General features: G+C 46.1%; 13 protein-coding genes. 3 read left to right on the forward strand and 10 right to left on the reverse strand.

Features of this window, described 5'->3' with window-relative positions:
• Positions 1–118 precede the first annotated feature (118 nt).
• The 6 genes from J3491_RS03980 to J3491_RS04005 all read right to left on the reverse strand — a co-directional run bounded on the left by J3491_RS03980 (position 119) and on the right by J3491_RS04005 (position 4,725).
• Entirely contained in the window at positions 119–613 is a 495-nt protein-coding gene (locus tag J3491_RS03980) for a GyrI-like domain-containing protein (protein WP_075102323.1), read from the reverse strand.
• A gap of 65 nt (positions 614–678) precedes the next feature.
• A complete protein-coding gene (gene iscX, locus J3491_RS03985; RefSeq protein ID WP_071003236.1) occupies positions 679–888 on the reverse strand; it encodes a Fe-S cluster assembly protein IscX in 210 nt (69 codons plus the stop codon).
• A gap of 164 nt (positions 889–1,052) precedes the next feature.
• On the reverse strand, positions 1,053–1,592 hold the full coding sequence (locus J3491_RS03990; protein ID WP_207969301.1) for an acyl-CoA thioesterase: 540 nt from the start codon (positions 1,590–1,592) through the stop codon (positions 1,053–1,055).
• Between the two features lie 142 nt (positions 1,593–1,734).
• A complete protein-coding gene (locus J3491_RS03995) occupies positions 1,735–3,135 on the reverse strand; it encodes an NAD(P)(+) transhydrogenase (Re/Si-specific) subunit beta (protein WP_207969302.1) in 1,401 nt (466 codons plus the stop codon).
• Complete coding sequence (locus tag J3491_RS04000) at positions 3,132–3,470, reverse strand: proton-translocating transhydrogenase family protein (RefSeq protein WP_207969344.1); 339 nt, start codon at positions 3,468–3,470, stop codon at positions 3,132–3,134. The genes J3491_RS03995 and J3491_RS04000 overlap by 4 nt, the downstream gene beginning before the upstream one ends.
• Before the next feature lie 97 nt (positions 3,471–3,567).
• The gene (locus J3491_RS04005) at positions 3,568–4,725 is read right to left on the reverse strand and encodes a Re/Si-specific NAD(P)(+) transhydrogenase subunit alpha (protein ID WP_207969303.1); all 1,158 of its coding nucleotides are present in this window, start codon (positions 4,723–4,725) and stop codon (positions 3,568–3,570) included.
• Positions 4,726–5,220: 495 nt separating this feature from the next.
• On the opposite strand from J3491_RS04005, the gene yaaA reads away from it, so the two are divergent.
• On the forward strand, positions 5,221–6,021 hold the full coding sequence (gene yaaA, locus J3491_RS04010; RefSeq protein ID WP_207969304.1) for a peroxide stress protein YaaA: 801 nt from the start codon (positions 5,221–5,223) through the stop codon (positions 6,019–6,021).
• A gap of 416 nt (positions 6,022–6,437) precedes the next feature.
• On the opposite strand, the gene groL is transcribed toward yaaA, so the two are convergent.
• Together groL and J3491_RS04020 are read right to left on the reverse strand one after the other, a co-directional pair.
• Positions 6,438–8,090 carry a chaperonin GroEL gene (gene groL, locus J3491_RS04015; RefSeq protein ID WP_207969305.1) on the reverse strand — a complete coding sequence of 551 codons (1,653 nt, stop codon included), beginning with the start codon at positions 8,088–8,090 and terminating at the stop codon, positions 6,438–6,440.
• Between the two features lie 156 nt (positions 8,091–8,246).
• Positions 8,247–8,537, reverse strand: a complete 291-nt coding sequence (locus J3491_RS04020; protein ID WP_075102316.1) for a co-chaperone GroES — start codon at positions 8,535–8,537, stop codon at positions 8,247–8,249.
• Positions 8,538–9,002: 465 nt separating this feature from the next.
• On the opposite strand from J3491_RS04020, the gene J3491_RS04025 reads away from it, so the two are divergent.
• Positions 9,003–9,755, forward strand: a complete 753-nt coding sequence (locus J3491_RS04025) for a DUF3108 domain-containing protein (protein WP_075102315.1) — start codon at positions 9,003–9,005, stop codon at positions 9,753–9,755.
• A gap of 137 nt (positions 9,756–9,892) precedes the next feature.
• Here J3491_RS04025 and J3491_RS04030 read toward each other — a convergent pair whose 3' ends face one another.
• On the reverse strand, positions 9,893–10,381 hold the full coding sequence (locus J3491_RS04030) for a hypothetical protein (RefSeq protein WP_207969306.1): 489 nt from the start codon (positions 10,379–10,381) through the stop codon (positions 9,893–9,895).
• Positions 10,382–10,480: 99 nt separating this feature from the next.
• Positions 10,481–11,098: an NAD(P)H:quinone oxidoreductase gene (wrbA, locus tag J3491_RS04035; protein WP_207969307.1), complete on the reverse strand. Its 618-nt coding sequence runs from the start codon at positions 11,096–11,098 to the stop codon at positions 10,481–10,483.
• 303 nt (positions 11,099–11,401) lie between these two features.
• On the opposite strand from wrbA, the gene J3491_RS04040 reads away from it, so the two are divergent.
• Positions 11,402–12,973 (forward strand): YihY/virulence factor BrkB family protein, encoded by a 1,572-nt coding sequence (locus tag J3491_RS04040; protein ID WP_207969308.1) that lies wholly within the window; start codon positions 11,402–11,404, stop codon positions 12,971–12,973.
• Positions 12,974–13,062 lie beyond the last annotated feature (89 nt).

The raw sequence follows: 13,062 nt of genomic DNA on the forward strand, positions 1-13,062 counted from the left end.
ACGGTGTCAAATAGCTGACTAATATCTCAATATTATCTGCGCTATTTTCCTTGTTTGACGGCGATTTATCTCATTTTTATCGCCATTTTTAAAATAAGGACACGCCCTAGTTACGGCTTTATTTAATACCTATATAAAGGTCGACTTGGCCGTACTCTAAATTCCCATCGATATAGTGCTCAAAGTCTACATCAAAGTTGCGAGTGTGTTCACAGTTTGGATCGTTAAAGTACTCCCATGCCTTTTCCCATGCATTCATTACCGTATTTGGCATATTGCCTGTTTCAGAGAAAACCAAATACTTGCCTGCAGGAATGTTTACCGCGACCAAGCCGCCTGCAGGATTAGGCGCGTTTGAGGCCTCAGGTTCACCCGTCACCTCCCAACTGGCCACCACATCAAAAGCGCCGACCAAATCATCGCTCTCATAATTGTGGTAAACGCCATAAATATCTTCACCTTCAGGCAAGTCGCCCATGTGATTTTGATAAAACTTTTGCCATAAGCGGCCCAGTTTCGCCGTTTCATGGCTAATTTCAGCGTGATTGGTGGTACGAATGCTAATACCATTACAAGCTATCGCTTCGGCTAACTCTTTAATTTGAGACGTCATGATGCTGCCTGCCCTGTTGTTCTCTGTTATTGTTATTGGATGTACTGTTAAAGAAGAAAATCGCCTTAATCGGCTTCATCGATCCAATTCATTTGAATGGCTTCTAAAATACCTTCGTTTGAGCGCTGCGGATCATCATCAAAGCCTTCAAGCTCAGTCACCCAGCGGTGCAAATCAGTAAAACGAATGTACTGCGGGTCGACCTCTGGAAACTTCTCATAAAGCTCAATGGCGATATCGAGGCTGTCTGTCCATTTTAGTTTTTGCGGGGTCATGGTGGCTCCTTAGCTTGTGTCAGTTAAAAATATTACGTTGAGTGGCGCGATCGCTTGTCAGCTCTTTTGTCAGTTCTCTTATCGACGATTTAGCAGCCTACATCGTACCAAACTTCGGCAGCCGATTATAGCCATGTTGTTTCACCAAACTGTCTTACGGTCAGCTAGTGAACAGTTGGCGCAGACTTTATCGCTACTTGATGCGCATTCCATGAGTCGATGACGTCATGTGTCTGCTCGCCGAGCATATCCAATACCGCCGGCGCGCACTTGCCTTTTTTATCGGTCAAGACAAACTTCGTCATCCCAATACCCATCAATTGATGTTTGACAAAAAACCGCGTTTCAAAATACACGTATTTTGTATCCCAACCGACAAGTACGCTATTTACTGTCATTTTATTAAGAAATTTAATTTCTTTAAGATAGACCATCTCTTGCATAGCAATAATCCAGCCAAGATTTTTTATCCCTTTTCGATGACAGCAAGTCATCAGCCAATTGGTGATGTTTAATTCTATAAAAGACAAATAACGATAATTGGGCAGATGATCGCGAAACCCCATATCGTGCGGCAAGACACGGTACTGACGTACTATCGGTGCGGCCAACATCTCGGCGCTCAGACACTGTTTTACTGACTGTTTATTACGCTGCTGTTTTAGCAAACTGATCATAATAAAAAAACGTATCAACATGTTCATAAATGACTCTCTTAATTCTGATTTTGTATAAAGTCTAACTGAATAGAAAGATGGCCTACCTTAACGCAAAAAAGCCACCTAAGTGACTTTTTTATTTAAGAAAACATACTCAAAACTTGTGCTAAAAAGCTGATTTTAGCGATTAATGACCGCCGCCATTGATACTACGTACCATCTCTTCGACCATCTTTTTGGCATCGCCAAAGATCATCATGGTTTTGTCCATATAGAAGAGGCTGTTATCAAGACCTGCATAGCCGGTGCTCATCGAACGCTTGATGACCATTACCGTTTGCGCTTTGTTGGCTTCTAAAATGGGCATACCAAAGATAGGAGATGTCGGATCGTCTTTTGCTGACGGGTTGACGACGTCGTTGGCACCGATGACCAAGACCACATCGGTACTGGCAAAGTCGGAATTAATCTCATCCATCTCTAGGATATCGTCATAAGGCACGTCGGCCTCTGCCAATAGTACGTTCATGTGCCCTGGCATACGACCAGCAACAGGATGAATGGCAAAGCGAACGTTGACACCTTCTTCTTTTAGCAGCTCGTATAGCTCTTTTACCGCATTTTGCGCGCGGCCTTGTGCCATACCGTAACCTGGTACGATGACCACATTGCTGGCATTGGACATAAGGAACCCTGCGTCTTCTGCTGAGCCTGCTTTATATGTTTTTGGTGCGCCATCATCATCGCCTGCAGCGGCCGCTGACGTGCCCATACCACCAAACAAAACGTTTAGTAGAGAGCGGTTCATGGCTTTACACATGATATAAGACAAAATCGCACCTGAGGAGCCGACGAGCGAACCTGCGATAATAAGCATCGAGTTGCCCAGCGTAAAGCCAATACCTGCTGCCGCCCAACCTGAAAATGAGTTCAGTAGCGACACGACCACTGGCATATCACCGCCGCCGATGGGCGCAATCCACATCCAGCCAAAAATCACTGCAATCACTGCCATCGCATAAAACGCGGGCAAGGAATCCGTGACAAAATACACTCCGCCAAACCCAATCATCGCTATAAATAGCAAGGCTTGAACAGGTTTTACCCAGCCGCCAGTGACTGTTTTTGCCCAGCTTTTTGCCGCAAGCTTACCAAAAGCAAAGACAGAGGCAGAAAAAGTAATCGCACCGATAAAGCACCCGATAAATAGCTCAACACGAGCAACCGCACCATGCTGCTGCTCGGTATGCAGTACTGTGGCCAGTGCAATCGCCACCGCCGCCAGACCGACAAATGAGTGCATCAACGCCACCGTTTCTGGCATTTGCGTCATCGCAACGGTTTTTGCTTTCCACATGCCGACGATGGCACCTAAGATCATCGCACCGATGATTAACCACAGTACAGGGCCTTCTGCTAAGAAAAAGGTGGTGATAACAGCAATGGCCATCGCTGCCATACCAAAGCGGTTGCCACGAATCGCCGTCTTTGGACTCGACAATCCGCGTAACGTTAAAACAAAGAGGATAGCGCCGACTAAATAAAACCAATCTGCATTGGTGGCAATAAATTGGGTTAAATCGCTCATGCATCACCTCCATTTTCAGATGTTGCTACTGGCGCTTTTTTTGCTTTGGGCTTAAACATCGCGAGCATACGTTCAGTCACCGCAAAACCACCAAAGATATTGATACTGGCCAAAAATACCGCAAAAGCACCAAGAAAACTGGTCGGGGTAATCATCGAGCCGTCGATATGGACGGTCTGTAGCATCGCACCGACGATCACGATACTTGATAAGGCGTTGGTCACCGCCATCAATGGCGTATGTAGCGCTGGGGTCACGCCCCAGACGACGTAATATCCAACAAAGATAGCGAGTACAAATACGGTAAAAATCGCGACAAATGGTGTGCTACTCATGGCGGCACCGGCAGGCGCTGCCGCTAAAATGGTGGCAATCATCTTATCCTCCTAAAAATTTATTCGTGTCTGGCAAATGCATGGCGATCAGCAAGGGCTAGCGTTTGGCCAAGCGTACTTGGTTGTCGTGGGTCACTGCCAGTGCACCCTGAATCTCATCTTCCATATCTAAGTTCAGTGCCAGTTTGTTTGCTGACGCGTCATCTGTAGCAGCTGGTGCAATTAAGGTGGTGATAAAATTGACAAGGTTATTGGCATACAAGTCTGAAGACTGCGCCGCTAGCTGTGATGGAATATTGGCCGCGCCAACGATACGCACGCCATTGTCTGTGGTGACAGTCTCATTTGGTGCACTGCCCTCGACGTTACCGCCTGTGCCAGCTGCCATATCGATCAGCACCGAGCCAGCTTTCATTTTGGCAAGGGTTGCCTGATGAACCAAGCGCGGAGCTTGGCGACCAGGGATTTGTGCTGTGGTAATGACAATATCGGCATTGCTCAACGCCTTATCGACGACTGCAGCTTGATCTTTGATATATTGTTCTGATGGCGTCCACGCATAGCCGCCCGTTGCTTTGGCTTTTTGTGCTTCATCGTCACTCATCGGCACATCCAGCCACTTACCGCCCAGCGACTCCACCTGCTCTTTCGCAGCAGGGCGCAGATCACTGGCTTCTACCACCGCGCCCAAACGCTTGGCTGTCGCGATGGCTTGTAACCCTGCAACACCGACACCCAAGATCACTACTTTAGCGGGTTTTACTGTCCCTGCCGAGGTCATAAACATCGGAAATGGGCGCGAGTATTCATTGGCGGCCAGCAGCACTGCTTTGTAGCCTGCAAGGTTGGCTTGTGACGACAGCACATCCATGTTTTGGGCACGTGACAGTGTGCGCGGTAATAGCTCCATCGCAAAGGCCGTAACGCCTTTAGCAGCATAAGTGTCTAGCTGCGTATTGCGGTAAGGGTCTAGCATACCGACGACGATTTGGCCTGCTCTCAAATGCTCTGTCACTTCGGTGGGCAAGTCGTGAATGGTGGTAATAATTTGAGACTGGGCAATCACCTCGGCGCTGCTGCTGGCAATGTCGGCTCCTGCCGCCTGATACAGCGCATCAGCATAGTAGGCTGCCTGCCCTGCACCTGACTGGATGACGACCTCAAACCCAAGCTTACGCAGTTTTTTGACCGCGTCTGGGGTTAGCGCGACACGGCTCTCGCTTGCGATATCTGCACTGATTACACCGATTTTCATACCGTCTCCTTACTTACGTCTAATGACTTTATTTACGTCTCAATGACTACCTTTAATACCCTCAACGCACATTTAAAAAGCACAGGGGACAAAAAAACCTTTGGTCGTTGTTGGTTCAAAATGTTGACCAAAGGCTATCAATTTAATAAATGATGACTACATCACCATCATGTCTTTTTATTATAGAGACATCATCCGCCAACTTTCATTGCCTAATGGTGACCAACAAGTAAAATTAAAAGTTAGGCATTTACACCATCTGGATAACTTTTATTGTTATATTAAAAACTTTTATTTTTCTACGAAAGCTAACCCCTTACCAAATATAGCCTACTGGTCATCTTAACTACCTTTCAAATGTTTATTATTACTCGATAAAGCAGCAAAATCCCTCAACCATGACGTCAAATCACGTTAAAATTGCATATAAGGTATAATCAGAGCACTTGACACCGCGATGGATAAGTCATTGACTTCACAGAATAAGGATTAGCCATGTATTTTTTACTCTCTCCCGCCAAGTCTTTAAATGAGACAGACGACATCCCTGTCAACCTAGGCAACTACTATAGCCAGCCTGAGCTGATTGACCATGCGCAGGCATTAATGAAAATACTTAAGACAAAAGAGCCGGTTGATTTGCAAGCGCTGATGAGCATCTCTGACGATTTGGCGCAGCTCAATGCAGCGCGCAACCAGCAGTGGCAATGGGATAATGACAAACCTTTTACCACCGCAAACGCCAAGCCTGCCGCTTATCTATTTGATGGCGATGTTTATACGGGTCTGGATATGTATGGTATGGACAAGGACACTGCCATCTACGTCAATGAGCATTTGGGTATTTTGTCGGGGCTGTATGGCGTATTGAAACCACTAGATTTGATTCAGCCGTACCGCTTAGAGATGGGCACTAAGCTGAAAAATGAGCGCGGAGATAACTTATACGAGTTTTGGGGCGAGGAAGTCACCAAGGTAATCAATGCGCGGCTGGCAAATAGCGAAGACAAGGTATTGATTAATTTAGCGTCTAATGAGTATTTTAAGTCGGTAAAAAAGAAAACGTTAAATGCTAAGGTTATCACGCCTAGATTTGAGGACGAAAAAAACGGCAACTATAAAGTAATTAGCTTTTATGCCAAAAAAGCGCGCGGCCTGATGGTGAAATATGCTGCTGACAATAAATTGACCAAGGCTGAGCAATTAAAGCAGTTTGACTTGGCAGGATATTATTATGTCGATGAGCTGTCTGATGATAAGACGTGGACGTTTCGTCGTGATGAGAAGAATCAGTAAGGGTTTTACAAAAACTAATAAAAAAAGGTACGTAACTTCCCAAGCTACGTACCCTACTCTTACCGTTCTATTAGCAACCACAAAACTATAAGCGCTAATACAAGAGCAATAGGATCAAGATATATAAAAGTAGTATATAAAGCAATCAAAGCACTTATACGAACAGTTAGAGCTGCTGAACCCGTCGAAATCGGTTGTGCCATAAAACCAGACACTCCTATAACGTTGCTCCACGTCTCATAATGAGTCGGGGTGAAGCAGCTCAGACTTTGCTGTCTATTCTAGTTTAACTTAAAACCAGTCATATGGTGACAGCAACCCGACTGGACGGTTGACAGTCAGTAGAAATATCTACTGACTGTACATTCTTACAAAAGCGAGTATGACTTTATTATTTTGCTATAACGAGGCATAAATTACATCATGCCGCCCATTCCACCCATACCGCCCATTCCACCAGCAGCGCCGCCCATAGCAGCCATTGGGTCATCACCTTCTGGTAGATCAGTAATCATCGCTTCAGTCGTGAGCATCAGACCGGCAACAGAGGCTGCGTTTTCTAATGCTGAGCGTGATACTTTGGCAGGGTCAAGGATACCCATCTCTAGCATATCGCCATACTCGCCACTCGCAGCGTTATAGCCATAGTTACCGCTACCGCCTTTCACCTCATTGACGACCACTGATGCTTCTTCGCCTGAGTTGGTGACGATTTGACGAAGTGGTGCTTCCATCGCGCGGCGTAGAATGTTGATACCTGCGTTTTGGTCGTCGTTGTCGCCAGTTAAGTCAGACAAGGCACTCATCGCACGGACTAATGCAACACCGCCACCAGGGACGACACCTTCTTCAACCGCAGCGCGAGTGGCATGTAGCGCATCGTCAACGCGGTCTTTTTTCTCTTTCATTTCAGTTTCAGTAGCCGCGCCGACTTTGATAACTGCTACGCCGCCTGCTAGTTTTGCCACACGCTCTTGTAGCTTTTCTTTGTCGTAGTCAGAGGTAGACTCTGCGATTTGACGGTTGATAGACTCAACGCGGTTATCGATGTCTGCTTTGTTACCAGCACCATCGACGATGACGGTGTTTTCTTTACCAACAGTGACTTTTTTCGCAGTACCCAATTGCTCTAGGGTCGCCGTCTCAAGGCTCAGACCAATCTCTTCAGAGATGACCGTACCGCCAGTGAGCGTTGCGATATCTTCTAGCATGGCCTTACGACGATCGCCGAAACCTGGTGCTTTAACAGCACAAGTTTTTAGGCCGCCACGCATGTTGTTGACCACTAACGTAGCCAATGCTTCGTTTTCTACGTCTTCAGCAATGATTAGCAATGGCTTGCTTTGCTGCATCACTTGCTCAAGTAGTGGCACGATTTCACGGATGTTACTGATTTTTTTGTCAACTAGCAAGATGTATGGGTTTTCAAATTCAGCTGTTAGGCTGTCTTGCTTGTTGGCAAAGTATGGGCTGATATAACCACGGTCAAACTGCATACCTTCAACCACTTCTAGGGTATCTTCAAAGCTTGAACCTTCTTCAACCGTGATCACGCCTTGCTTGCCGACTTTTTCCATCGCTTGCGAGATCAGCTCACCGATTTTGGTGTCTGAGTTGGCAGAGATAGAGCCTACTTGGGCGATTGCTTTGTGATCATCAGCTGGGGTAGATAGGTTATGAATCTCTTTAACCGCTTCGCGTACCGCTTTGTCGATACCGCGTTTTAGATCCATTGGGTTCATGCCAGCAGCGACAGACTTCATGCCTTCTTGCAAAATTGATTGAGCAAGTACGGTTGCAGTCGTGGTACCGTCACCAGCGACATCGTTGGTACGGCTCGCGACTTCACGAACCAACTGCGCGCCCATGTTTTCGAATTTGTTTTCAAGCTCGATCTCTTTGGCAACCGACACACCGTCTTTGGTGATGGTTGGTGCGCCAAAAGACTTGTCAATCACCACGTTGCGACCTTTAGGGCCTAGCGTGACTTTTACAGCGTTTGCCAAAACGTTGACACCGTCCATCATTTGTTTACGAGCATCAATACCGAATTTTACATCTTTTGCCATGTTAATTTACTCCATTATTATAAGTATAAAAATACATTCAAATGAGTCGATAGTGTATTGACCAGCTTGACGTTTTAAATGAGCGTCATTAAATATAGTTCATTACAGACGTCTATGGTCAAAGATATGCTGAGTACTCAATCATACTCAAAAGGACTAGCCTTCTAGCACACCCAATACATCAGACTCTTTCATAATAAGTAGTTCTTCGCCGTCAACTTTCACAGTTTGACCAGCATATTGACCGAACAAGACTTTGTCGCCAGCTTTTACATCTAACGCGCGAATGTCACCATTGTCACGAATCTGACCATTGCCTGTTGCCAACACTTCACCTTGTGATGGTTTTTCTTGTGCCGAACCAGGTAGTAAGATACCACCAGCAGTCTTTTGCTCTTCTTCTACGCGGCGAACGACGATACGGTCATGTAAAGGACGAATGTTCATCGATATGACTCCAAAAGTTGGTTATAACGTTAAAGGGTTTATTTGAATTAATGGTCTCAAGACCAGTATCTATAAGAAATGTGACCAAAAAGTGACATCTCATAGATAAGCTTTGAGCTTGTATCAAAAAGTGGGGGCAGGGGGAGTTTGGTTCAAGTGTAAAAACCAAAAATTTACAAGAATTTTTTATCTTGTTCGTATATTAGCTATCAGGCAGCCTTATTGGGTAACTTTGTAGGCAGCGCTGTGCCTTACTGATTTTACAGCAAGTTACGTACAGATAGGACGACCGCATGGCTAGCAATATTGGCTACAAGAGGCAAACGTCACTTGGGAGCGCCTGCCTTGAAAGTGTAACAGAGTATGACCATCATAGTCTCTGAGATCATAATAATAGCAATAATTTACCACTGCTCAAGCAGTTTTAAACAGACAGTGATAAACAGAATGTATTAAGGACTATCCATGAGCTTTATATCTAAATCTAACATTAACAACCCCGCCCGCAGCAAATCGACAGTATTGTCCGCCTTCACCACAGGTGTGAGCATTGCTGCTATTGGAGCCTTGAGTATGACCGCACCCACCCTCGCTAGCGCCAAAACCGTCCAGCCCTCTAGTGCCAATTATAGCTTTACGGTAGAAGACAAATACAAAGGCACCGCCACCCGTACGCTAGGCAAATCGGGCAATACTTGGAAGTATAATGTCAAAGCACGGGTGGCAGGTGTTGCCAATGCGTCGCAAAGCAGTACCTTTACCATCAAGGGTAACAACGTCATTCCAACGCAGGCCAGCACCACTTATAAACTGCTGGGTCTCGGCCGTACGCACAAGCTAAGCTTTAACCCAAGCAGCAAAAAAGTCACCAGTACTTATAAAGGCAAAACCATGACCATGGATATGGCGCAGCAAGCCTTTGATGACTTAAGTCTTGAGGTGCAAATTCGTCAAGATTTACTAAACGGTAAGTTCTCTGGTAACTACTACATGGCCAAAAAAGACAAGGTAGAAAAAACGCCATTTAAAAAATCGGGCAATACCAAAGTCACGGTACCAGCCGGTACCTTTGATACTGTCCGTGTTGACCGTATTCATGACGACAATGACCGCTCAACCAGTTTTTGGTTAGCGCCAAGCTTGGATTATCTGCCCGTAAAAGTCAGTCAGATTAACGATGGTAAAAAGATGGATCTAGAGCTGACTAAGGTCAATTAAGTTTCAGCTTATCGCTCACTTGACGCTGAGCGAGCCTTATAAAAAAAGCGGTACTCTACATGAGAGTGCCGCTTTTTGTTATCCAATCTTTTTGTTATCTAAGATTTTTTATGCCAACAGCAGAGGTAAAAATCAATCTAGCGAGAGCGCGGCTTCTTGACGACATTATTCATCGACGGCAGGCGTTTTAGTAAAATAAACAGCCAAACATTGATGGCAAACAACAATACAAAATCAAACAGATATACCGCTATTTCCGCCCAGCTGCTGCCATACGCGCGAGTAAACAGCACCACTCCACTTGCGCCCAAATATACTAGAGTAAACATACTACCGACCAGTAATGCATAAGGCGAGCGCCCGCGCACGATCCATGGCGTCAGTATAAAAGCTGGCAAAAGCCATAGTGCTTGCCATGCGATACCGCCCACAATATCAGGGTGACTGGCATTAAACACATTGATTAAGATAGGCAACCCAAGCAGTCTATACACCAACCAAATCAGCCACGTCATCATCAAGCGCTGACGCATGGGCGTAATAGGTTTTTGCGGTGTGGCCGCGCGCCCAGACTCTACAGTTGGCGCGTTGCTATGGGTGTCGCTATCAGAGCGGTTGGTAGCCATTAGAGATACAGGTTTCCTCATTCACAGCAGCGACAGTTGGGGGCTACTGACAGTATAGTAGAAGATAGAAGATAAAAGATAGTAGAAGACAAAAGCCGTTTATCGTTGCCAATTGGCCTGCGCCAATGCACGGGCACTAATCGCCAAACGCCGACCTTGAGCGATACCGAGCTCGCGCTCATCATCAGAGACTGGCTGGTCATGTAATGCACCGCTCACATGACTGGCACCATAAGGCGTCCCGCCGCGATGCGTCCGATTTAATGCAGGTTCAGCATACGGTACCCCAACGATGATCATACCGTGATGCATCAATGGCAACATCATCGTGAGCAATGTGGACTCTTGGCCACCATGCATCGAACCTGTCGCCGTAAATACTGAGGCAGGTTTGTTTTGTAGATTGCCCGCCAGCCAAAGCGTGACCGTATTGTCCCAAAAGTACTTCATGGGCGCGGCCATATTGCCAAAGTGCGTGGGGCTACCGAGTGCAAGGCCGCTACAATCTTTGAGATCGTCCATAGTGCAATACAGATCGCCCTCATCAGGAATCGCAGGTTTGCTGGACGTGGTCTCAGGCGCGACGGTCGGCACTGTACGGATGCGCGCTGTCATCCCAGCCTCTTCGATACCTTGAGCGATGGCGTATGCTAATGTCTTCGTCGTGCCATAATTTGAATAATAAAGCACCAAAACGTAAGGGTTGGCCTGACTCATTAACCGTCCTTCCTCATAAAATCATTGATATTATTATCTATGTGTCATTATTTACCGATCAATAACGATATCGCCCGCGATAGGCGATGCGATGATGTGCTCATTATGCCCCAGTCATTCACCGACATGCAAACCAGCTGACGACTATTTTACGAGCACCTACTCCAGCTACGGTTACGCGATGCCTTATCAAAGAGCCGCTGTGCATTGAGCCGCTGTGCATTTTGACACAATTAAACGGCAGATGATAACGACGCATCTTTGTTACACTATTGTCTCTCTACTTCTTGCTAAACGGTCACTATGGAAAACTTAAGCAAAAGACTCCCATTTTTACATCAGCGCTGGTTCCAGTTTTTACGGTTTTTGACGCGGCACTTTTTTGAAGACAACTGCCAACAAAAAGCTGCCTCCCTTACGTATACCACCATGCTGTCGATCGTGCCTGTATTGACCGTTTTGCTCATGATACTGTCCTCTGTACCAGCACTGGCATCCGTCAGAGCGCAGATATACGAGGTGATTTATAGCAACTTATTGCCGCAATCGAGCATGCAAGTCAGTGAGTATATCAATAGCTTCGCTGAAAAATCATCGAACCTTACCATCATCGGCGCCATGGTGCTGTTTTTTACCACCATCATGACCTTGACCACCATTGAGCGTGCCTTTAATCAAATCTGGCGGGTGGAGAGCCGCTCAGGTGGTATAAAGAGTCTGCTACGCTACTGGACGATTGTGACCTTGGGGCCTATGGTGCTGGGTACGGCGTTTATCGCTTCGAGCACGGTACAAAGCTTGAGTTTTTTAAATCGTCAAATAGCAGGCTACGGTATTGATTGGGGGTTTTGGGTACAAGTGGTGTCGGTTGGTATCACCATGGCCGGCTTTATAGGGATGTATTGGTTTATTCCCAAAGCCCGTGTGCCCGCAAAAAATGCAGCCATCGCTGGGGTCTTTGTGACGATTATCTTTGAGCTGATGAAGCATCTGTTTGGTACAGTGATGGCAAACTTTACCAGCTATGAGGCCATTTACGGAGCCTTTGCCGCCTTGCCTATCTTTTTGTTATGGATATACCTGTCTTGGAATTTGATTTTGTTAGGCGTTGAGATCAGCTATACCTTGACCATTTTTGAGACCGAAGAAGTCTACCCGCGCCATCCGCTGCTCAGCTTACTCGATATGTTAAACCTTGTGTACACCCATCATCTAAAAGGCGAAGCGGTCAGTGAGCAAGCCCTGCGCAATGTGTTGGGCCGCAAAGAGCTACCCAAATGGTACACCTATATCAACTATCTCCAAGACAGCAACCTCATCACCATGACCGAAGATGAGGATTATGTACTCAAAAAAGACTTGAGCAAGATGACATTGTGGGATTTTTATCGCACTCTGCCCTACCCTTTGCCGATCAAAGACGAGCTCGATGAGATGAGAGTAGAAGAGCAAAAGCCATGGCTCAGCCTCCTAGTGGATCGATTTGAGCATACGGAAGCCTATGCCAAGCAGCAGCTAGATTTGCCGTTGAATGTTATCTTTACCAACGCCGAACCGCGCAAAAGTTCTGACAATAAAGGCATGAATAAAAACACCCCACACCCTTTGTTTAAAAAACCTGAATTTAGAAAAACATCGCAAGCCGCTCCTAACAGCTCAGCCCAGCAGTCAGCCGACACAGCTGCGACCCCGCATTTTGATCCAGCCGCTTATGACAAGGACAGTAATGTTGAATGTGATGCACATGATAATGAAATCATCATTCCTATAGACCCAAAAACGCCGCCGTCTCCACAAACCAGCAGATGGGGACACAAAAGCACAATCATCACCGAAGCGGACAACCCTACACACGGCTCTAATAATAAAAATTAGTTTGCTAAAATATATAAAAGAAAGCTAATTGGAAATAAAAAAAACAAATGTAGTACAGTTTATTCATATAGCTGTTATATTCCCAGCAA

It is taken from the genome of Psychrobacter halodurans (assembly GCF_017498075.1).
Classification (GTDB): Bacteria; Pseudomonadota; Gammaproteobacteria; order Pseudomonadales; family Moraxellaceae; genus Psychrobacter; species Psychrobacter celer.